Source organism: Acidovorax sp. GW835-FHT14B10 (genome assembly GCF_058793725.1).
Map to the genome: position 1 here is coordinate 17253 of NZ_JBXAGC010000036.1, position 20679 is coordinate 37931.

The following is a 20679-nucleotide window of genomic DNA, read 5'->3' on the forward strand; positions in this document are numbered from 1 at the left end:
TCCTCAAGCCATCGCCTGGCCGCCGTTGATGTCGAGCGAGACGCCGGTGATGAAGGCACTGTCATCGCTGGCCAGGAAGGCGACCGTGGCGGCTACATCGTCAACCTCGCAGTAGCGGCGCACGGGAATCGTTGTCAGGACCTGCTCGCGCTCCTCCGCAGTCCGCCGCTCAGCCCACAGGCCGGCGGTCCGCTCGGTCATCACCACGCCGGGACAGATGCAATTAACGGTGATGCCCATGGGACCGAATTCCTGCGCCATCTGCCGCGTGAGGGAGGCCACCGCACCCTTCCCCGCCGCGTAGTTGGCTCCGGCAATCAGACTACCGTATCGACCGGCCTTGGAGCCGAGGTTAACAATGCGCCCATAGCGCTTCTTCTGCATACCGGGCAGCACGGCCTTGCAGGCCCACACCGCGCTCATCACGTTAAGGTTCATCACGCGTTGCCAGTCCTCGTCGTCTTCCTCCATGAATCGGAAGGGGGTGTGCAACGAGCCCCCCGCGTTATTGACAAGAATGTCAATGCCGCCGAACTGCTCCACGAGCTCCGGAATCCGTCGCGACACATCCTGGGCGTTTGACGAATTCATGACGCTTGAATGCAGGTGCACACCGCCAGTCTTAGCGATGCGGACGGCCTCTTCAAGAGCGGCCACGTCTTGGTCGGTGATACAGACCATGGCGCCTTCACCTGCCAGACGCACGGCCGATGCGAAGCCGATGCCGCGCGCCGCGCCGGTAAGCAGGGCCACCTTGCCGCCGAAGCGGCGGCAGTTGCGGCCCGCGTCGTCGCTGGCAACTTTTACTGGGCCGCCATAGTTAATTTCAGCCATCGCCTATTCCGCTTTGATGTTGGCGAACTTAATCACCCTACCCCAACGCTGCGATTCGGCACTTATACGGTCGCGGAAGCTCTCGATGGAGCCGCCTACGGGTTCAGCGCCTACCTTGGCAAGGCGCTCACGGAATTCTGGTGTAGCCAGGGCTTTGTTTACTTCGGCGTTGATGCGCTCAAGGATGGGGCGCGGCGTGTTGGCAGGAGCCAGCAGGCCAAACCAGCCTTCGGAGTCGAAGCCCTTAATGCCGCTTTCGTCGAGGGTCGGCAGGTCGGGGGCCGACGGCGAACGCTTCAGCGTGGTGACGGCCAGGGCGCGCACGGTTCCCGCCTTGATGTGAGGCAGGGCGGAGGCCAGCTGGTCGAACAAGATATCGATCTGGCCACCGATCAGGTCCTGCATTGCCGGGGCGCTACCGCGGTAGGGGATGTGCAGAATATTGGTGCCGGTCATGGACTTCATCAGCTCCGCCGACAGGTGAGGCGTGCTGCCGATGCTGGTGGAACCGTAGGAAAGCTTGCCAACATTTGCCTTGGCCAGGGCCACTAGTTCCGCGGCATTGTTTACGGGCACCTTGTTGTTGACCAGCAGCACGTTAGGTACGGAGGCGATTACCGCGATGGGCGCCAAGTCTTTCTGCGGATTGAAAGACATGTTGGTGAACAACTGCGGGTTGATGGTCAGCGTCTGGGGCGCGCCCAGCACCAATGTGTAGCCGTCCGGCGCCGAGCGCACGGTTTCGCCGACGCCGATATTGCCGCTGGCGCCCGATTTGTTGTCGACGACAAAGGGCTGGCCCAGAGCCGCCTGCAGGCGTTCTGCCACCAGACGACCGACGATGTCAGTGGTACCACCGGCCGGGAAGGGCACGATCACGCGCACAGGTCGGTTGGGGTAGTTGTTCTGTGCCGAGGCAGCGCCGCTGAAGGCCAGAGCGGTGGCCATCAGGCAGGCCGAAATCCAACGAGGGAAGTTCATGTCTCTATTCCTGCTGAGGTTTGGTTTCAGTTCATCCAGGTTCCGCCATTGACGTCCATGGCGTGGCCGGTGATGTAGCGCGCCTCGGCCGAGCACAAGAAGTTCGCAGCGTCAGCGATCTCCTCGGGCAGGCCCAGTCGGCGCAGCGGGATGTGCGCGGCCAGTTCCGGCCAGCGCTCGCGCGGAATCATCGCGCCCTCGATAGAACCGGGGAGCACGGCGTTGACCCGGATCCCATCTGCAGCCAACTCAGTTGCCAGTGAGCGGACCAGGGACAGCAGACCTGCCTTGGAGGCGCAGTAATGCGGCTTGACGCCCTGGTCCGTTGGCACGAGCGCGGCGACACCGGTGCGCGCGGCCCTGGATGCGATCATGACCATGCTGCCCTGGCTGGAACGCAGGGCTGGAATGGCTGCCTGTGCCACGATGAAGGCACCCGTGAGGTTGATATCGATCACCCGCCGCCATTCGTCGAGAGTGATCTGTTCGACAGGCTTTGCGGGCGCGGTGATAGCCGCCGAATGGACCAGCACCTGCACGGAGCCAAGGTCTTGCGCATAGGCCATCAGTGCACGACAGGCCTCGGGCTGCGTGACATCGGTGGCCCGGAACAGCATGCCGGCTGGCAGCGGCTGCTCCGGGGGTTTGACGTCGGCAACCACCACGGTGTGCCGAACGGCCAAACGTTGAGCGCAGGCCCAGCCGATATTGCTGGATCCGCCGGTGACGATGGCGACGGGTTGCATAGTGCTCTCCTCTCCTCGATTGGCTTAGTAGTCGGAGGCCGGCACATGGCTGGCCGCGGGATCGACCGATACGTCGATCACCGTGGGACGATCGGAATGTCGCGCCGCAATGATGGCGTCAGCCAGAGCATCCGCCCGGTCAACCCGCACGCCGTTGCAGCCCATGCCCTGCGCCACCATCGCGAAATCGATGTCGGAGAAGTCCACCGCTATGCGTCGCTCCTTCATGTTGTCGCGCACCATGCCCAGTCCTCGGTTGTTGCACACGATCACGGTGATGGGCAGGCGCTGTTGCACGCAGGTGGCAAGAGTGCTGAGAGTCATCGCGGCACCGCCATCGCCTATTAGGCAGATGGAGTTCCGCTGTGGGTAGACCAGCTTGGTTGCCGCTGCCGCCGGCAGGGCCCAGCCCATGCCGCCGATGCCGCCAGGCACCACCAACTGACCGGGGGTGCGCAGGCGCAGCATGCTGGTGACCCAAATGCGGTTGTTACCAGCGTCGAGCGACAGCATGTCATTGGGGGTCAGCACGCGATCGAGCACTCGCACGATATCGGCGTTATGTAGGGTGCCATCGGCCGCCACGGTGGGCGGGAGCACCCCGAAGGCGTGTTCGCGGTTGTTCTGCGCGATGGCTGTCATGCGTTCGCCGGGCTCACCCAGATTCATCGTTTTCAGGGCGCGCAGGGCTTGCGTCACGTCGCCCTCGATCGCCATGTCGACCGGATAGACCCAACCGGCGTTGCGCGGGTCGATGTCGATCTGCACGATGGTCTGACGCGTCGGATCGATGATGCTTTCGTCACGGAAGCGCAGGTAGTCAGGGCCCAGGCTGGCGCCCAGGGCGATGACCAGATCAGCCTTGGCCACCATTCTGTTGGCGCTCTTGCTTCCCCAGGTGCCCAGCATGCCAACGGCAATGGGCAGAGTCTCGTCGATCACGCCCTTGCCGTTGTAGCTGGTGGCAATGGCGATACCGCCGCGGGCGGCGACCTCGGCCAATAGGCCGCGGCTCTCGTCGGTCTGAGCACCCTGGCCAGCGATGATCACCGGGGTCTTGGCCTTGGCGATCAGTTCGGCGAGCTTGACCATCGCCGGCTGGCTTATCTGCTGCGGGGTGTGGTGCAAATAACCTTCAGTCGGGTACAGCTTCACACGAGTCTGCTCGGGCATCTCGCGCTTAATGATTTGGGATTTCAAGATCAGAGCGGCCGGGCCCATGCGCGGCAACTGCGCATGCTTGTACGCCAATTGCAGGCCATAGACGGCTTCGTGCGGCTCGGTGGCGTAGGCCGTGTACTTGGTCATAGTTCCCAAGGACTGGCGGATGTTGGCAGCGCCGTAGTCGCCCGTCATGGTTTGGTAGACGCCGTACATGCCAAAGCCGTCATAGCACGAGGTGTCGGTGAGCACCACCATGGGCGAGCCGGCGAAATAGGCTTCCAGGATGCCGAAGGCGCCGGTGGTGCTGGCGAACGGGCCTTGGCCCATATAAACGCCGGGCTTGCCAGTCAGGCGGCCGTAGACCTGGGCCATGGTCGCGGCGATCTGCTCGCTTCGGGTGAGCACGACATTCAACTCGTCACGCTTTTCATAGAACTCATCGAGCATCCAGGTAATGCCCAGACCGGGAAGGGTGAAGGCGTGCTTGGCTCCGCAGTCGATGAGTGTTTTGACCAGTGCATTCTTAGTGGTGGGCATATCGAATCCGTCTTTGGAAGGAAGTGAAGTGCAACAATGATAATGCAAGCGCTTGCATGATGGTATCAAACATCAATGAAGAAATGATGGGGTTTACCCTATTCATTGGACTAATGAAATGAATTTGATCTCAAACATGTTGAGTGCATGTCTTTCCGGCTGCAGGAAAACCATGAGCCATGCATGCGCTTGCGTAAGCACCTTCTGACTATCGAGCAGTTGCAGTAGGATGCGTACATGCTTTCGAAACCGATGATTGAGAGACCAACCCCATTGACGCCCGGCACCGCTGCAGTAGCGAGCCCTCGGGTTCGGGCCGCATCGCTCGATGATGTCGCTGCGTTGGCGGGGGTCTCGTCTGGAACTGTGTCGCGGGCACTGTCGCGGCCCGAGATGATCAGCGAGGCGACCCGCCAGCGTGTTCTGGAAGCAGCCAACCGGATCGGATACGTGCCCAACGGCGCTGCCAGAGCGATGGCTCTGCGCCGCACCTTCACCGTGGGGGCTGTGATACCGCGCTTCGGCACTTCATCCTTCCCAACGATGGTGCAGGCACTAGAGGCCGAGCTGGCTGAACGCGGCTACACCTTGCTACTGGCTGCCCCGGGCAATAAACAGAACCAGACAGAAATGGTGCGCACCCTGATTGCTCGTGGTGTCGACGCACTGGTGCTGCTCGGTTCTCGGTACCCCCAGGAGGTAATTGGGCTCCTCAGGACGCAAGGAACCCCCTTTGTGCGACTCTGGACACAGGACGACTCCCTTGGGCCTTGTGTCGGCTTCGATGAGGCTCAGGCGGCCGCCTTGGTAATCGATCACCTAGCCGATCTTGGTCATCACGAGATCGGATTCATCGGAGGCTACACCAAAAACAACGAGCGAGCTGAGGCGCGCTTGTCAGGACTCACGCGTGCGGTCGCCCGGCGGGGTTTGGTTCTGCGCGAAGATGCAACCGTCGAGACGGAGTATGGATTTCAGGAAGGCTTCGATGCCATGGAGTGGATCCGGTCAGGCGGCTGCCCCATAACGGCCGTGGTCTGCGGCAATGACTACTTGGCGGCTGGCGCGCTTGCAGCGCTCGATCAAGCGGGTGTGTCGGTACCGGAGCAACTATCGGTGGCCAGCTTCAACGACAACGACTTCGCACCCTTCCTGCATCCGCCTTTGACCACTCTACACCTTCCCATCAAGGAGATGGGTGAGCTGGCGGCGCGCTACTTAGTGTCCGTCTTGCAAAATCAGAATCCGCAGCCGATCGCGTCATTACCGATGGCACTGAAAGTCCGGCGCAGCACCGGGCCGCGAAAGTAGTGGACTATTCGATGCTTGGACCCTGGCTTTCCAGCCCGTCCAGCCATGGCATTCTGAGCATTGCTATCACTCGTAAGCCGTGAGCACACAAATCATCACGCTCGGAACGCCAGGGGCAACCCAGGTATCGGCCAATCGTCGATTGCGATCAACTTTCCACTACCGGACAGTGTGACGTAGACGGTTCGCAGCTCCGATCCTCCGAAGCACAGATTTGTTGTGAAGTGAATCGCCACGAATTTTCTAGACACCTCTGAACCTCAAACCTGAGGCCCAATAGAAGGTGCCATGAGTAAGCAGAGATAACCCCGAAGAATTCAAGATCGAGGCGGTCAATTTCCGCCTCCAGACCATAGTCGGTCACGCTGAAGATCGGCGCCTCGTTCACCGGCGCACGCAGCCACTTGGAGACCGTGTTGCGTGACAGCCCCGTCTTGCGCGCAATCTCGCGCTCCGTCAGCTTGTCCCTCGCATGCAGCCGTCGGATCTTGCCAATCACGTCCATGGTGATCACTCCTCTAATTCAACCGCTTAAAAAATTAGCAGGATAAGTTGAACACCTGGCTCATTTTTACTTCAGCACTAACCGAGAAACTGGCTCAAATTCCGGTCGGCGCCAACCCCGTGGACATCAGCGCTGTCCGATGCGGATGTCGCCGAAAAGTTGGGACATGCCACGCGGCTGCGAACGCCAGTATGGTGGCGGCGCTTCAACCTGGGCGCCTAGCGAAGCCGCAGCATGCCAAGGCCAACGCGGGTTGTACAAGATCGCTCTGGCCAATGCAACTAGATCTGCGCGCCCTTCGGCAACGATGTCCTCAGCCTGCTTGGCCTCTGTCACCAGGCCAACCGCGATAGTGGGCAAACCTGTGGCGTTACGGATGCGTTCCGCAAGCCCGACTTGGTAGTTGGGTGCCAACGGAATTTGCTGCAGTGGAGAGATGCCGCCACTAGAGACATGGATGAAGGCGACCCCCCTGTCTTTGAGGGCCGACGAAAAGACCACGCTTTGATCTATGTCCCAACCATTCTCTACCCAATCAGTGCCGGAGATCCTCACGCCGATTGGCATGGATGAGGGCACCGCTGCCCTGATGGCGTCAAAGACCTCCAGCGGAAAGCGCATCCGGTTGACTAGCGACCCGCCGTATTCATCGGTCCTGTGATTGGACACCGGCGACAGGAACTGGTGCAGCAGGTAGCCGTGCGCGGCATGCAGTTCGATGACGTCGATCCCGATGCGATGCGCCCGCTCGGCCGCCCCCACGAAGGCTCGCTTGAGGCGCTCCAGTCCGGCCTGATCCAGCTCGGCGGGCGCGGGCTCGCCTGCAAGATGCGGCACCGCCGACGGCGCCATGGGCGTCCAGCCTCCCTGTTCCAGAGGGATGAGCTGTCCGCCCTCCCAAGGCACTTTGCTGGATGCCTTTCTACCCGCGTGAGACAGCTGTATCGCGATGGGCATGGACGAATATCGACGGACCGATGTCAGCACGCGCTGGAGCGCTGACTCGTTGGCGTCGGACCACAGGCTCAGATCCCGGTGCGTGATGCGCCCCTCGGCGGTGACCGCCGTGGCCTCCAGCATCAGCAATCCGGCTCCGGACAGCAGCAAGTGGCCCAGGTGCACCTGGTGCCAGTCCCCCGCGTTCCCATCTTCGGCCGAGTACTGGCACATGGGCGCGATGACGATACGATTTTTGAGTGTCAGACCACCCAGTGAATACGGTGAAAACAGTTTGCTCATAGTGTGTTTCTTTAAGTGATGCGCTTGAGGCTGTCCCTGAGCACGACACTCGTTGAAAGCGGGGACCCTTCCACAGCCGGAGACCCTTCGATCAGGCTCACGATCCGGTGGGCGGCAAGGGAGCCAATCTCGACCTTGGGCACGTGCACCGTGGTCAATTTAGGTTCAACCATACTGGCCAGTTCAATGTCATCGGAGCCCGTGATGGAGAGCTCGCCCGGCACCACAACCCCTTGCTCTCGGCACTCCGACATGGCACCGATGGCGATCAAGTCGTTGCCGCAGATAAGCACGGTGGGTCTTGACGGACCGCCCAACACCTGGCGCACCGCTTGCCGCCCCCCTTCAAGGGTGAAGGGTTGTTCGATGATCCACTCGGGGCGAAGCGTCAGACCGGCCCCTTGAAGCGCCGCCTGGGTGCCCGCGATGCGTGCGCGCACCCGCTCATTTCGGTACGACTGGCCGGGACAGATGGCGACTTCTGTGTGGCCATGCTCCAGCACCGCCTGTGCCATCTTAAAGGCGGCGTCGTGGTACGAAAACCCCACACAGGGGCGGCGGTTGGCTTCGTCCACGGACCAGGTCTGCACGTAGGGCAGGTGGTATTGGCCCAGCAACTCGAACACCGCGTCGTCGTGGTCCGTGCCGACCAGCACCACCGCATCCACACCCCGCTCAACGAACGACCGCAAAAGACCAAACTCCCGCTCGGGCCGGTAGTCGTGGCTGGCAACCAGCAACTGATAGCCCAGGTCCCAGAGCGTTCGCTGGAGAGACTGTATGGAGACGGCGAAGATTGGGTTATCGAGGGACGGATAAATGGCCGCAATGGTCCGAGTGCGCCTGGATGCCAAGGCGCGGGCCGGACCATTTCTGACATACCCCAACTGTTCAACCGCCCGGATCACGCGCTCCAGCGTGGATGGTTTAACCTGCTCTGGGACCGACAAAGCCCTTGAAGCACTGCCAAGGGAAACCCCGGCGAGTCGGGCAACATCTTCGAGGGTGGGACGGGAACCTGGAGTCATCGGATTCTGGGACCACGTTGGATTATTTGATGGAGACGGTCGCTCCGGTTCGCCGACAACGCCATCAGTCCCTGCGATCCTCAAGGATCAGATCGGCCCCTTTTTCTGCGACCATTATCACGGCGCCCTGAATGTTGCCGGAGACCATCTTGGGCATAACGGAAGCATCCACAATGCGCAGCCCATCCAGCCCCCTCGCCTTCAGCCGAAGGTCCACCACCGCCCGGTCGTCGGTGCCCATGCGGCAGGTGCCCATTGGGTGGTAGATCGTCTGACCGTCCTTGCGCGCAAACGCCAGCCAGTCGGCGTCCGAGCGGACCTCAGCCCCCGGACTCATCTCGTGTTCGATGAAATGCGCCATGGCCGGTTGCGACATGATGCGGCGTGCCACCTTCATGCTGTCCACGATACACCGCTGATCCACTTCGCTGTCCAGAAAGTTCGGGCGGATCGATGGCTGATCAAACGGATCTTTCGACCGGATGTGGATGCTGCCTTTTGACTCGGGTCGGAGTTGAGTCACTCCGATGGTCAAACCGGGCGCACGGTCCAGGATCCGTTCAGCGGCATTGGCGTAGCTGGCGTGCACCATGAAGTACTGAGCGTCGGGCGCAGACAGATCTTTTTGGGTTCTGATGAAGCCGTGCACAAGACCCGTGCCCAGGGTCAGGATGCCCTTGCGTGCGGTGAAATATTTGGCGACCTCGCGCGCCAGGCGCCAGCCGCGGGCCATCTCGTTGAGCGTGACGGTGTTCTTCACGCGCCAGTTCATGCGGGTGGCGAAATGGTCGATGTAGTTCTCGCCCACTCCGGCCAAGGCGTGCCTGACGGGAATCCCCAGGGACTGCAGGTGTTCAGGCCGTCCAATGCCTGAAAGCTCCAGGATCTGGGGCGTCTGAATCGCCCCGGCGGCCATGATGACCTCGGTCGACGCGGCCACAGTGACCTCGCGACCTTGGTGCCGGTAAGTCACGCCGGTGCAGCGTTGGCCCTGGAGATCGAGGCTAAGCACATGGGCGCCGGTCTGGATCACCAGATTCGACCGGGACCGTGCCGGCTTGAGGTACGCGTCATAGGCACTGCAGCGCTGGCCGTTGCGTTGGTTGACCTGGTAGTAGCCAAAGCCCTCCTGGGTGGGCGAGTTGTAGTCGTCGTTGAAAACCTGGCCGTCCTGCACCGCCGCTTTCAAGAAAGCGGAGGAGATCGGGAAGCGTTCATGTACCTGCTCCAGGTGAAACGGCCCCGATTTGCCTCGCGTTTCTCCGCCGGGCTGGTAATTTTCCAGGCGTCGGAAATAGGGCTCCACATCCGCATAACCCCAGCCGGTGGCTCCCGCAGCGGCCCAGGCGTCGTAGTCATCGGGCTGACCGCGCACGTAAATCATGCCGTTGATCAAACTCGATCCGCCCAGACCCTTGCCGCGAGGGACCGAAATGACACGACCGTTGGTGTTCTCCTCGGGCGTGGTTTTGAACAGCCAGTTGTACTTTTTGTTGGTCAGCAGTTTGCTGAACCCGGCTGGAATGGGAATCCACAGACTAGACGGCTCACCGCCCGCTTCGATCAGCAGCACACGGTGTTTTCCAGAAGCGGTCAAGCGGTCCGCCAGCACGCAGCCGGCCGTCCCCCCCCCCACGATGACGTAATCAAAGGTTTGCATGTTCATGTGAACTTCTTCAAAGATCGATCCACTCGGGATCAGCGAAGGGCGAGCACCTTGCCGGGGTTCAGAAGGTTCTGAGGGTCCAGCGCGTCCTTGATGCGCCGTGCGATTGCCAGTTCGACCGACGCACGGCAACGCTCGAGTTCATTCACCCGGTACTGACCGATGCCGTGTTCTGCCGAGATACTGCCGCCGAAAGAGACCACGACGTCGTGCACGAGTTGGTTAAGCGCCGCGGCATCCAGATAAGTCGGGACAATCACGTTGTAGTGAAGGTTGCCGTCGCCGGCATGGCCAAAGGTGTTGATCCGGACATCCGGGAAGCTGCGCATCACAGCTTCGTCGGCCGTTTTCAGAAAGTCCGGAATCGAGGAGATGGGCACGGACACATCGTGTTTGACCGAGCGTCCTTCGCGGCCTTCTGCCTCGGTGATCGATTCGCGCAAAGTCCACAGATCCGCCTCCTGCCGCTCCGACTCGGCCACCACACCGTCTGTGGCGATCTCTCTCTCGAGTACGTCACCGAGGAACGCCTCCGTGGCGTCCCGCAGGCCTGGCAACGAGGAGCTAGCCTCCAGCAGTACGTACCAGGCAGAGGCACCCAGTGGCACTTTGAGGTGCTGATGTCGGGTGACCAGTTCCAGTGCTGAACCTGCCATCAGCTCAAACCCCGTAAGGGTCTCGCCGATGGCGTTGCGGGCCGCACAGAGCACCTGCAACGCATCGGCGGGCGAGGGTATCGCCAGCAACGCGGTCACCCGGTGCCGTGGCTTGGGCGCCAGCTGCAGCACGGCGGCGGTGACGATGCCCAAGGTACCTTCGCTGCCAATGAACCATTGCTTCCAGTCGTAGCCCGCGTTGTCTTTGCGCAGACGACGCAGCCCATTGATGACCTGGCCATCGGCTGTCACAACCTCCAGCCCCAGGATGCGCGATCGGGCCATGCCGTAGCGCAACACGTTTGTTCCACCCGCGTTGGTGGAGACGATGCCGCCGATGCGCGCAGACCCCTCTGCGGCGAGCGTGATCGGCAGCAGAAGCCCTTTTTCATCCACAGCTTCCTGCGCGGTCTGGAGAACGCAACCGGCCTCCACTTCGATCGTTTCGCCGATCACATCGATGTCGCGAATGGCGTTCATTCGGGCAAGCGAAAGCACCACCTGCTGACCGGACTCATCGGGCGTTGCACCACCAGACAAGCCCGTGTTGCCGCCATGGGGCACAACGGCAACGCCCGATGCAGCACACAGCTGCATCACCTCGGCCACCTCGCGGGTGTTGCGGGGCAACACGGCGCAGAGCGGACGGCCTTTGAACATGTGCCGCCAGTCGTGGCGATAGGGATCCAGGTCGCTGCCGTCGGTCACCAATCCCCGATCGCCGACCACTTGGCCCAGGGCTGCGGGCAATGCGTCAAGATGCATGTTCGACCCCATGGGTGTGGCCGTGGCGCATGAAGGCCGCCATCAAAGGGATCTGGCTGGCGAGCATGGGCGCGCCGGGGTGCACACGGCACCCCCTTGCCTGCGCGGCCTTGAGCAATGCCGTCTCGGCGGGTTGCATGATGATTTCGGCCACCACCTGGTGGGGCAACAAGCGCTCGACATCGAGCGGGAGCGCATCTTCGTCGCGCAGACCCAGCGAGGTTCCGTTGACCACCAGATCGTGGCCCGACGGGTCCTCGGTCCCGACGACCAGTTGCGCCGCCGGCGCCACCGAATGGATGCGCTCGAACAGCTGCCTGACTTTGTCGGTGGTGCGGTTGGCCACCGTCAGGTGACTCACCCCGGCCCGTGCCAGGGCAAAGGCAATGGCGCTGGCAGCGCCGCCGGCCCCGGCCAGGTAGGCGCTGCGGCCTCTGGGTTCAATGCCTTCCTGACGCAGACCAGCGACAAATCCCTCGCCGTCCAGCATGGTTCCGATCAAGCGACCGTCGGCTGTGCGGTGGACCACGTTGACAGCGCCGATGAGCCGGGCATCGGCAGAGACTTCGTCACACAGGGCGACCATGGCGGTCTTGTGAGGCACCGTGACCACGAATCCGGCCAGGTTGTTCATGGCGCGCAGACCTTGCACGGCGGCCTGCAGGCCCTCTGCGCGGACGTGGATGGGGACCATCACCCCGTCGAACCCCTCGCCCACCAGGTGGGCGTTGATCCGCTGGGGCGTTTTGACGTGGTGGATCGGGTCCGCCAGGATCCCGAAGACTTGGGTGTTTCCCGTGATGACTTGCATGACTCAGGCCAGGGTGTAAGCGGTTTTGACGGATGTGTAGAACTCGCGCGCATAGGTGCCCTGTTCGCGCGAGCCATGGCTCGACCCTTTGCGGCCGCCGAACGGCGCGTGGTAGTCGACCCCGGCGGTGGGCACGTTGACCATCACCATGCCCGCCGTCGACCGGCGCTTGAAATCTGTCGCGTGTTTGAGCGAGGTGGTGCAGATGCCCGAGGACAGGCCGAAGTCGGTGTCGTTGGCCGTTTCAACCGCCTCTTCGTAGTCCTTGACACGAATCACTGAGGCCACCGGACCAAAGACCTCCTCGCAGTTGATGCCCATGGCGTTCTCGGTCTCGGTGATCAGTGCGGGCGACAGGTAGTAGCCGGGGGTATCACGCTTGAGCAGTTCGCCGCCGGCGACCAGGTGTCCTCCTTCCTGGATACCCAACGCGATGTAGTGTCGGTCTTGGTCCAGCTGATCCTGGGAAACAACGGGGCCGATGTCGGTCCCGGCTTTGAGTGCGTGATCGACCTTGAGCGAAGCCATGCGCTGGACCATCGCTCTGACAAACGCATCGTGGATGCCGTCTTCGACGATCAGCCGGCTGGAGCCGGTGCAACGCTGCCCGGTCGAGAAAAAGCACCCGTTGATGGCCACGGAGACAGCCTGTTCCAGGTCGGCGTCGTTCAGAATGACCAGCGGGTTCTTTCCGCCCATTTCGAGCTGAACCTTGGCACCACGCTCCATGCAGGTCATACCAACGGCGCGCCCCGTTTGCACAGAGCCGGTGAAGGTGATGGCCCGCACATGGCGCGATGTCGCCAGCGTCTGCCCAACCTTGGAGCCCGGACCCATCACTAGGTTGAAGGTGCCTTCAGGCAGTTGCCCGACACGGGCGATGATTTCAGAAAGCGCCCAGGCACTTCCCGGGACCAAATCGGCCGGCTTGAACACCACCGCGTTTCCGAACGCCAGCGCGGGAGCAATCTTCCAGGCCGGGATGGCAATGGGGAAGTTCCAGGGCGTGATGATGCCCACTACACCTTCGGGTTCGCGGGTGACCTCAACGTCCACACCCGCGCGAATGGACGGCAGCTTCTCCCCGCCCAGGCGCAGCGCTTCACCCGCGAAGAACTTGAACACGCGTCCGGCCCGGACCACCTCAGCCACACCCTCGGGCAGAGTCTTGCCTTCTTCGCGTGACAGCAACGCTCCCAACTCATCGCGGCGGGACAGGATCTCCGTACCAATGCGATCCAGCGCGTCGGACCGATGCTCTGCGGTGCATTGCGCCCACCGCTTCTGCGCTTCAAACGCCGCGCTGATGGCTTGCTCGGCCTGCGCCGCATCGGCCCGTGCGTATTCCCCGATCACGTCGTTGGTGTCGGATGGGTTGAGGTTCAAACCGGTAGTGACCCCTTCAACCCAAGCGCCAGCAATGAAATTTTTGTGCAAATTGGTACTCATGGTGTGTGTTCTGTTCGTGTAAAGAAGTGGCTTCACGTCATCAGCCAGCCACCGGCGACATCGATGACCTGTCCGGTGATGAAGCCGGAACGTTCGGAGGTCAGGAACAGACAGGCATCGGCCACCTCCACGGGCTTTCCGAGGCGCCGCAAGGGTGTCACGGCGATGACCGCTTCGTTGGCCTCTACCGGAGCGCCTGCGACCATAGGGGTGTCGATGCGGCCGGGCGCCAGCGCATTGACGGTGATGCCGTGAGGCCCCAGCTCTCCCGCAAGATGCCGGGTCATGCCGATCAGCGCCGCCTTGGTGGTGCTGTAGTGCGCGGCGACGATGTCCAGGTAGGCCTTGCCGGCCACCGAGGACATGTTGACGATGCGGCCGAAGCGCCGCTCCACCATGCCCGGCGCCAGCAGGCGTGTGAAGTTGAAAACGCTGTTCAGGTTGACGTCCACCACCTGTTGCCATTCCGCCGGGTCCATTTGCCAGATGGGAGCGGGCAGGCCCTGGTGCTTGGGTGATATCCCGGCGTTGTTGATGACGGTATCGATGGGCCCCAGCGCGGCCTCGATGCTGCGACATGCGCGTTCGCAGTCGTCAAACCGTCCAACATCCGCCGCGACGAAGTGAACCTTGTGTCCCACCCCGGCTAGGCGGGAGATGAGGGCGTTTGCGCTCTCTGGCGAGCGATCCACGATGCCGACTGCAGCGCCCTGCAGAACGTACTGTTCCGTAATGGCGCTGCCCAGCCCGCCACCGCCACCAGTCACCAAGACCACCCTGTCCTTGTGTGTTTTTGCATCGTCCATGAGATATTCCATGTGCCTGTTGGTGTTCAGTGACCCAGATAGGCTCGCCGCACGTGCGGGTTCTCCAGCAATTCTTTGCCGGTCCCGCTGAGAGTGACGGAGCCGTTTTCTAGGACGTATCCCCGATCGGCGATCTGCAGTGTGTGGAACACGTTCTGCTCCACCAGCAAAACGGTGGTGCCCTGTTCGGCCACGGTTCGAATCACGTTGAACATCTGCTCCACCAGCAGCGGAGAAAGCCCCAGGGACGGCTCATCGAAGATGAGCAATCGAGGGTCTGCCATCATTCCTCGAGCGATGGCTACCATCTGCTGTTCGCCGCCCGACAGCGAGCCAGCCAACTGATTCAGGCGTTCTTTGGCACGGGGAAAGAGCGCAAGCACGCGCTCCATGCGCTCCTGGTGGAACTTGCGGGCCGACGGTTTGTATGCCCCCATCAGCAGGTTGTCTTCCACCGTCAGGAACGGGAACAGTTGCCTGCCTTCGGGGATCATCGTGATCCCCAGTTCGACTATGTCGTGCGGCGCATGCGAAGTGATTTCTATGCCGTCAAACTCAATGCTGCCGCTTCGCGCTTTCACGATGCCGCACAGCGTCTTGAGGGTGGTTGTCTTGCCGGCGCCGTTGGCCCCGACCAGCGTTACCACCTCGCCCACTTTCACGTCCAGCGACACACCTTGCAAAACTTCACTTTTGCCGTAGCCGGCCTTCACATCACGCAGTTTGAGCATGGGTGTACCCTTTTCCCAGATAGGCTTCGATGACAGCCGGGTCGTTGACCACATCGGCCGGTTTGCCTTCGCGAAGGACCTGGCCGAGGTTGATGACCACTATGCGGTCGGACAGCGCCATGGTGGCTTGCATTAGGTGTTCGATCATCAGTACCGACACGCCCGCATCCCGGATGCGCCGGATCATCTCGATGGCGCGGGTCACGTCAGACGGGTTCAAACCGGCCAGCACCTCGTCCAGCAACAGGATGCGCGGTCGGGTGGCCAGGGCACGCGCCACTTCCAGGCGTTTCATGCCACCCACGGTGAGACTGCGCGCTTCGGTGTCCAGCAGTGACGTGAGATCGGTCAGCTGCGCGACTTCCCTTGCAATCGCTTCAGCTGCAGCCCGATTGCGGGTGTGCATGAAGGCACCCAGCATGATGTTTTCCATGACCGACAGGCCCGTGAACGGCTGGACAATCTGGAAGGTGCGACCGACACCCGCGTGGGCAAAGACCTCGGGTGAGCGCGGGGAGACCCAGCCGTTTTCGGTAAGCACGCTCACGCTACCCTGGTCGGGCTTGATGAAGCCTGAGAGCTGGTTGAACACCGTGGTCTTGCCCGCTCCATTGGGGCCGATCACGCCCAGGATTTCCCCCTGATGCAAGGTCAGCGACACGTTGTCGGTGGCCTTGAGTCCACCGAAGCGCTTGTGCAGCCCTTCGGCACGCAAGATGGGTTGGCCCTGGGTAGCCAGCGGCTTCTGAGCAGCGGGAGCTGGAAGAACTGCGGCCTTGGCTTTGGCGCCATTGGGCAGGCGATCAATCAGGCGCAACACCCGCTCACTCAAGTGACCCACTAGACCGCGTGGGAAGTACAGCACCACGACGACCAGTAGCACGCCGTACACAAACCCGTGCGTGCCGTTGCCGAATGCACTGAGCCACCCGCGGGCCAGCTCAGCGACGGGCAGCACCAGCACGGTACCGATCACCGGACCGACCACCGTGCCCAAGCCACCGATCAGGGCGAACATGGCGATCTGGATCGACATCTCCAGCGAGAAGGCCGAAGAGGGCTCCAGAAAGGTCAGGTACATGCCGTGGAAACTGCCGATTAGGCTGGTCAGCACGGCGGAGATCACCGCAGCTGCGATCTTGGCCCGCACGGCATTCACGCCCACGGCCCGGGCCGCATCTTCACGCTCGCGCACGGCAATCAGGTAGAAGCCAAAACGCGATCGACGGATCAGCCAGCTCACTGCAAGAGCGAGCGCAAAGAAGCCGAATGCCACCAGCAGATAGGCCCACTTTTCGCGAAAAATCATCCAAGGCAGACCGATTTGCAGCGGTACGTTCAGCCCGGCCGAACCGCCGGTCCAGCCCTCCTGGTGCACGACCAGCAGACGCACCACTTCCAAGAAGGCAATCGTGGCGAGCGAGAAGAAGGGACCACGCAGGCGCAAGGTCGGGTAGGCAATGAGCAAGGCCATCGCTGCGGAAACCGCCGCGCCGGCAAACATGCCGATCCACGGAGAGATGCCGAACTTTGCGACCAACAGGCCCGCCGAATAGCTTCCGATGCCGTAGAACACGGCGTGTCCCAGGGACAGCTGCCCGGCGAAACCGCCGACGATGTTCCAGGCCGTTGCCAGTCCGGCGAACACGCAGACCTGGATGGCCAGGTGGTACACGAAGGGTGACTGTGCGGCCAAGGGAACCAGCAGGATAGACAACAAGGCCAGCAGGCCGATGTAGACCCGGGGGCTCAAGATGGGGGGCATCATGGAGATGTCCTTCACTCAGATCCACGACCCAGGCCGAACAATCCGGTGGGTCGAACAATAAGGATGGCCAAGAAGACAAGGAAGTACACAACCTCCTTCAATCCCGGACCCACGTAATAGCCGGCCAAGCTGTCGATCAGGCCAATGAACAGTGAGCCGATGACCGCACCGGGCAAGCTGCCCATGCCGCCCAGCACCACGATCACAAAAGCCGTAAGCACGAAATACTGGCCCACGGTTGGGAAGGCCGGGTATTGCACGGCCAGCAGGCCGGCGGCCAGGCCCACCAGACCAGCACCGATACCAAAGGCCAGTATGTAAGCCTTGTTAACGTCGACGCCCATGAGGGCAGCAGACATCCTGTTTTGAGCCAGTGCCCGTAAACCGCGACCGGTGTAGGTGTGCTTAAGGAACAGGTGTGTAACCGCGGCGACGACGATGGCCACCACAAAGGTGATGACCTGACCACTGACGAAAGTGAATGCGCCCACTGACATCGGTTCTGTGCCAAAGGTAACTTCGGCTTTGCGGATGTCTGCACCGAACACCATCAGTGCCAGGTTCAGCAAGGCCGTTGACACCCCCACGGTGGCAAAGATCTGGATGTGTGCATCTGCGGAGAGCAAGGGTTGTATGACCAACCTTTGCATCAAGCCACCCATGACAAACAGCATCACGGCCACCAGAATCGCGGACGTGTAGGGATGGAGACCGAGGTGTTGGGCTAGCAGCCACACCGCGTACATGCCCACCATCAGAAACTCGCCGTGCGCAAAGTTGACCACGCGCACGACACCGAAGATGAGTGTCAGGCCGATGCTGATGATGGCGTAGGCCCCACCCAGCAGCAAACCATTGACCAGAAGTTGAATGAAGATGGACACAGCAGCCCCTTGAGCCGTGCAAGGGACACCCTTGCACGGCCTCTATGGATGACGTAAAAGTCGCCTAACGCGTTACTTCAGGGTGATGGGCTTGGCTGTGGACACAGCCTCGGGGTAAACGGTAACGAGCTTCCCGCCCTGCCACTGCATCAGGTTGGTCGATGCAAACTGGTTCTGCCCGTTGTCCGCAAACTGGAAACCCCAACCCGCTGCGCTCGCTCCCACTGGCTTGCGATAGGCCAGTACGGCTTCGCGAATCTTGTCTTTGTCCGTGGACTTGGCTTGGACCAGAACATCCAGAAACGCTTTGGCGCCCACGTAGTTCACCAGACTGTGACCCGAGCGAGGCTGCGTGCCAAATTTCTTCTCATAGGCGGTCACGAAATCCTTGAGGCCAGGAGCACCCGAGTCCTTCATGTTGATCTGAGGGAAGTCCACGTTGAAGACGCCCTCAACAGAGGCACCCAGTGCCTGCGCGGTTTCTTGCAGCGAGTAGCCACCACCAGCGCCAATCACCGCCTTTGGCTTGTAACCAGCGCTGGCCGATTGACGGAAGAAGAGCAGGGTGTCGTTCTGGTACGAGGTCTGCAGCACCACGTCAGCGTTGGCACCCTTGAGGCGCAGCACCAGTGAAGACAGGTCTACGCTCTTTGCCGAATACGGCTGGCTTTCCACTACGTTCAGGCCCAGCCGCTTGGCTTCTTCTTTCTGGAAGCCACCCACCAGGGTTCCGTAAGGACCGTCTTCGTAAATGATCGCTATTTTCAGCGACTTCGGGTCCACTTTCATCATCGGTGCGATGACCTTGACGACGGACTCGACACTGCGCTCAGCAAAGCTCTTTGCCGTTGCGTTGCTGCGGAAAACGTACTTGAAACCCCGGCTGGTGATCGTGTCGGCCACAGCGCCCAGCTCGAAGTAGGGCACACCGGCCAACTCCGTCACCTGTGTTGCTGCAGCAGAAATGCCCGATGCATAGCTGCCAAAGATCGCCGAAACATCTTCCACCGATGTCAGGCGACGGGCCTCCCCCACCGCTTGGTTGGCATCGACCGCGTCGGCCTTGACAAGGACGATCTTCTTGCCGTTAATGCCACCCGCAGCATTACGCTCATCAATCGCCATCTGGGTACCGCGAAAACTTTCATCGCCCAGCAGTGCCAGCCCGCCGCTCAAGGGGTATAGAGCCCCCAGCTTGAGATCTTGTGCATGGACTGGTGCTGCAGCCAGAAGCGTGAGGCAACCTAGAGCCGTGGCCAGTCGTTTCAGTTTTTTGATCATCAGATGTCTCCTAAGCGTTAGTTAAAAATATGAAGCGCTTCATTTATTTTTCAAAAAAAACAAAATGGCTTCTTTAGGAAGGTTTTATCTTAACTTGAAGCGCTTCATTTATACATCTTGTCTTTACGGTTTTTGTTGGCGTTTACCCTAATTCGAGGACCATCGGATCATTGAATCACCCTGGGTTTTGAGGAGGCTCCAGCTCTTAAGAAAATGGAGCCATAAACAAGTCACAGAACTTCTCCCCCCGAGGTCCGCGAGCGTGCCGTTCGCATGGTGCAGGATCACCGAGCCGATTGCCCGTCGCTTTGGACGGCCATGGGAACGTGCATCGGCTATAAATCGTGCTTCACTAACTTGCATCAGCCACCTAATATGAACCGCGCCGAACTCGTCGAAATCCTGGCTTCCAAGAATGACCTGTCCAAGACGGCCGCCAACGCTGTCCTCGAAACCCTGATCGCAACCATCCAAACCGCCGTGAAAAAGGGCGATGCGGTGCAACTGGTGGGCTTTGGCACCTTCAAGTCCGTCAAGCGGGCCGCTCGTACTGGCAAGAACCCCGCCACCGGCGCGGCACTGAAGATCCCCGCCTCCACCGTGCCCAAGTTCGTGCCTGGTGCCAAGTTCAAGGCCGTGGTCGATCCCAAGGCCGCCAAGCGCAAGGCGGAGAAGGCCGGCAAGTAAGCCGCTGCGCATCCATTCAAACGACCGTCCCGCGTACAACATCCGTCGGGCGGTTTTTTTGTTGGCGCCTGCTACGCTTGCGCTACTGACAAAACCGAGTTGAATCCATGACCACTTTCTCCGACGCCTTCCGCTCCGAAGTCCTGCGCATGGCACGCAAGGAAATCAAAGCTGAACTGGGCACCTTGCGCAAAACGGTCACTGCACAGCGCTCCGAGATCGCCGCACTCAAGCGCGATCTCAAGGCGCTGACCTCCCAGGTGCATGCCCTGGCAAAGGCACAGGAGAAGGCTGCAACTATCGTTGAGCGCCAGCAGGCTGCTCTAGGACAGTCCAAGGCGCTCTCTGACAGCCAGCAAGCGACATCAGGGGCCGTGGAATCCGAAGGGGGAAAAGTGCGGGGTGGACGCCAATTCACTTTCAGCCATGAAGCCTTGATTGCCAAGCGGCATGCACTGCACATGACCCAGAAAGAGATAGCCCGGCTGCTCGGCGTCTCGGTCGTGAGTGTCTACAAGTGGGAGACGGGTGAGGTAATTCCCCGCGCGGCTCAACTGGAGCGGGTGCGCGAGGTGCTCAAGATGGGCGTGCGCGCTGCGCGCAAGCAGATTGCGGAGTAAGCATCCGGCAAGGGCATAGATCTGGTTCGAATATTCCGAGGGGGTTTTCTGGTAACCCGAGAACCAGCACATACCGCGTCGCCTGACGATCGGTTTCCCGCCTAGCAAGTGCACATCCTCCGCAATGCCGGCTGTGACCTTGCCCCTGAACAGTGGAGTTCTTGGCCTTGTTGAAAATACCGACAAGGAGTCAAGAGATGACGGCAAAGC

The 20679-nt window shown here is 61.1% G+C and carries 18 protein-coding genes and 1 pseudogene; 3 read left to right on the forward strand and 16 right to left on the reverse strand.

The window, feature by feature from the left end; genetic code table 11:
• Positions 1-3: 3 nt before the first annotated feature.
• The 4 genes from AC1Q5S_RS19905 to AC1Q5S_RS19920 are packed head-to-tail and all read right to left on the reverse strand — an operon-like array spanning position 4 to position 4262.
• A complete protein-coding gene (locus tag AC1Q5S_RS19905) occupies positions 4-834 on the reverse strand; it encodes an SDR family NAD(P)-dependent oxidoreductase (protein ID WP_252101763.1) in 831 nt (276 codons plus the stop codon).
• Between the two features lie 3 nt (positions 835-837).
• Positions 838-1782 carry a Bug family tripartite tricarboxylate transporter substrate binding protein gene (locus tag AC1Q5S_RS19910; RefSeq protein WP_492239298.1) on the reverse strand — a complete coding sequence of 315 codons (945 nt, stop codon included), beginning with the start codon at positions 1780-1782 and terminating at the stop codon, positions 838-840.
• 59 nt (positions 1783-1841) lie between these two features.
• Positions 1842-2561, reverse strand: coding sequence for an SDR family NAD(P)-dependent oxidoreductase (locus AC1Q5S_RS19915; protein ID WP_252101761.1), 720 nt, complete (start codon positions 2559-2561; stop codon positions 1842-1844).
• Positions 2562-2585: 24 nt separating this feature from the next.
• Entirely contained in the window at positions 2586-4262 is a 1677-nt protein-coding gene (locus AC1Q5S_RS19920) for a thiamine pyrophosphate-binding protein (protein ID WP_492239299.1), read from the reverse strand.
• 237 nt (positions 4263-4499) lie between these two features.
• Here AC1Q5S_RS19920 and AC1Q5S_RS19925 point away from each other — a divergent pair, with 237 nt between their 5' ends.
• Complete coding sequence (locus tag AC1Q5S_RS19925; protein WP_252101759.1) at positions 4500-5573, forward strand: LacI family DNA-binding transcriptional regulator; 1074 nt, start codon at positions 4500-4502, stop codon at positions 5571-5573.
• A 373-nt stretch (positions 5574-5946) separates the two neighbouring features.
• Here the strand turns inward: AC1Q5S_RS19925 and AC1Q5S_RS19930 are convergent.
• From AC1Q5S_RS19930 to AC1Q5S_RS19985, 12 genes and pseudogenes are all read right to left on the reverse strand, one after another.
• A pseudogene (locus tag AC1Q5S_RS19930) lies at positions 5947-6078 on the reverse strand (helix-turn-helix domain-containing protein); the annotation flags it as partial.
• A gap of 126 nt (positions 6079-6204) precedes the next feature.
• Complete coding sequence (locus AC1Q5S_RS19935) at positions 6205-7317, reverse strand: NADH:flavin oxidoreductase/NADH oxidase (RefSeq protein ID WP_252101758.1); 1113 nt, start codon at positions 7315-7317, stop codon at positions 6205-6207.
• 11 nt (positions 7318-7328) lie between these two features.
• A complete protein-coding gene (locus tag AC1Q5S_RS19940) occupies positions 7329-8345 on the reverse strand; it encodes a LacI family DNA-binding transcriptional regulator (protein WP_034713175.1) in 1017 nt (338 codons plus the stop codon).
• Positions 8346-8409: 64 nt separating this feature from the next.
• Entirely contained in the window at positions 8410-10005 is a 1596-nt protein-coding gene (locus tag AC1Q5S_RS19945) for a GMC family oxidoreductase (RefSeq protein ID WP_492239306.1), read from the reverse strand.
• A 38-nt stretch (positions 10006-10043) separates the two neighbouring features.
• Positions 10044-11432: an FAD-binding oxidoreductase gene (locus AC1Q5S_RS19950; RefSeq protein WP_492239300.1), complete on the reverse strand. Its 1389-nt coding sequence runs from the start codon at positions 11430-11432 to the stop codon at positions 10044-10046.
• Positions 11422-12243: a shikimate dehydrogenase family protein gene (locus tag AC1Q5S_RS19955; RefSeq protein ID WP_492239301.1), complete on the reverse strand. Its 822-nt coding sequence runs from the start codon at positions 12241-12243 to the stop codon at positions 11422-11424. The genes AC1Q5S_RS19950 and AC1Q5S_RS19955 overlap by 11 nt, the downstream gene beginning before the upstream one ends.
• 3 nt (positions 12244-12246) lie before the next feature.
• The gene (locus AC1Q5S_RS19960; RefSeq protein ID WP_492239307.1) at positions 12247-13680 is read right to left on the reverse strand and encodes an aldehyde dehydrogenase family protein; all 1434 of its coding nucleotides are present in this window, start codon (positions 13678-13680) and stop codon (positions 12247-12249) included.
• 44 nt (positions 13681-13724) lie between these two features.
• Positions 13725-14498: an SDR family oxidoreductase gene (locus AC1Q5S_RS19965; protein WP_492239302.1), complete on the reverse strand. Its 774-nt coding sequence runs from the start codon at positions 14496-14498 to the stop codon at positions 13725-13727.
• A gap of 26 nt (positions 14499-14524) precedes the next feature.
• Positions 14525-15229: an ABC transporter ATP-binding protein gene (locus tag AC1Q5S_RS19970; protein ID WP_026437522.1), complete on the reverse strand. Its 705-nt coding sequence runs from the start codon at positions 15227-15229 to the stop codon at positions 14525-14527.
• Positions 15213-16997 carry a branched-chain amino acid ABC transporter ATP-binding protein/permease gene (locus AC1Q5S_RS19975; protein WP_492239303.1) on the reverse strand — a complete coding sequence of 595 codons (1785 nt, stop codon included), beginning with the start codon at positions 16995-16997 and terminating at the stop codon, positions 15213-15215. Before AC1Q5S_RS19975 ends, AC1Q5S_RS19970 begins: the two co-directional genes overlap by 17 nt.
• A gap of 11 nt (positions 16998-17008) precedes the next feature.
• Positions 17009-17881: a branched-chain amino acid ABC transporter permease gene (locus AC1Q5S_RS19980; protein ID WP_026437520.1), complete on the reverse strand. Its 873-nt coding sequence runs from the start codon at positions 17879-17881 to the stop codon at positions 17009-17011.
• Positions 17882-17953: 72 nt separating this feature from the next.
• Positions 17954-19162, reverse strand: coding sequence for an ABC transporter substrate-binding protein (locus AC1Q5S_RS19985; protein WP_492239304.1), 1209 nt, complete (start codon positions 19160-19162; stop codon positions 17954-17956).
• Between the two features lie 318 nt (positions 19163-19480).
• On the opposite strand from AC1Q5S_RS19985, the gene AC1Q5S_RS19990 reads away from it, so the two are divergent.
• Positions 19481-19849, forward strand: coding sequence for an HU family DNA-binding protein (locus AC1Q5S_RS19990; protein WP_492239308.1), 369 nt, complete (start codon positions 19481-19483; stop codon positions 19847-19849).
• A 107-nt stretch (positions 19850-19956) separates the two neighbouring features.
• Positions 19957-20469 (forward strand): helix-turn-helix domain-containing protein, encoded by a 513-nt coding sequence (locus tag AC1Q5S_RS19995; RefSeq protein ID WP_492239305.1) that lies wholly within the window; start codon positions 19957-19959, stop codon positions 20467-20469.
• Positions 20470-20679 lie beyond the last annotated feature (210 nt).

Excerpts from the sequence above, each read along its gene's own strand:
- AC1Q5S_RS19945 (WP_492239306.1), bottom strand. The coding sequence starts at position 10,005 with ATGCAAACCTTTGATTACGTCATCGTGGGGGGGGGGACGGCCGGCTGC.
- AC1Q5S_RS19940 (WP_034713175.1), bottom strand. The coding sequence starts at position 8,345 with ATGACTCCAGGTTCCCGTCCCACCCTCGAAGATGTTGCCCGACTCGCC.
- AC1Q5S_RS19950 (WP_492239300.1), bottom strand. The coding sequence starts at position 11,432 with ATGCATCTTGACGCATTGCCCGCAGCCCTGGGCCAAGTGGTCGGCGAT.
- AC1Q5S_RS19925 (WP_252101759.1), top strand. The coding sequence starts at position 4,500 with ATGCTTTCGAAACCGATGATTGAGAGACCAACCCCATTGACGCCCGGC.
- AC1Q5S_RS19970 (WP_026437522.1), bottom strand. The coding sequence starts at position 15,229 with ATGCTCAAACTGCGTGATGTGAAGGCCGGCTACGGCAAAAGTGAAGTT.
- AC1Q5S_RS19910 (WP_492239298.1), bottom strand. The coding sequence starts at position 1,782 with ATGGCCACCGCTCTGGCCTTCAGCGGCGCTGCCTCGGCACAGAACAAC.
- AC1Q5S_RS19920 (WP_492239299.1), bottom strand. The coding sequence starts at position 4,262 with ATGCCCACCACTAAGAATGCACTGGTCAAAACACTCATCGACTGCGGA.
- AC1Q5S_RS19985 (WP_492239304.1), bottom strand. The coding sequence starts at position 19,162 with ATGATCAAAAAACTGAAACGACTGGCCACGGCTCTAGGTTGCCTCACG.
- AC1Q5S_RS19995 (WP_492239305.1), top strand. The coding sequence starts at position 19,957 with ATGACCACTTTCTCCGACGCCTTCCGCTCCGAAGTCCTGCGCATGGCA.
- AC1Q5S_RS19965 (WP_492239302.1), bottom strand. The coding sequence starts at position 14,498 with ATGGACGATGCAAAAACACACAAGGACAGGGTGGTCTTGGTGACTGGT.
- AC1Q5S_RS19915 (WP_252101761.1), bottom strand. The coding sequence starts at position 2,561 with ATGCAACCCGTCGCCATCGTCACCGGCGGATCCAGCAATATCGGCTGG.
- AC1Q5S_RS19990 (WP_492239308.1), top strand. The coding sequence starts at position 19,481 with ATGGGAACGTGCATCGGCTATAAATCGTGCTTCACTAACTTGCATCAG.
- AC1Q5S_RS19955 (WP_492239301.1), bottom strand. The coding sequence starts at position 12,243 with ATGCAAGTCATCACGGGAAACACCCAAGTCTTCGGGATCCTGGCGGAC.
- AC1Q5S_RS19905 (WP_252101763.1), bottom strand. The coding sequence starts at position 834 with ATGGCTGAAATTAACTATGGCGGCCCAGTAAAAGTTGCCAGCGACGAC.
- AC1Q5S_RS19935 (WP_252101758.1), bottom strand. The coding sequence starts at position 7,317 with ATGAGCAAACTGTTTTCACCGTATTCACTGGGTGGTCTGACACTCAAA.
- AC1Q5S_RS19975 (WP_492239303.1), bottom strand. The coding sequence starts at position 16,997 with ATGATGCCCCCCATCTTGAGCCCCCGGGTCTACATCGGCCTGCTGGCC.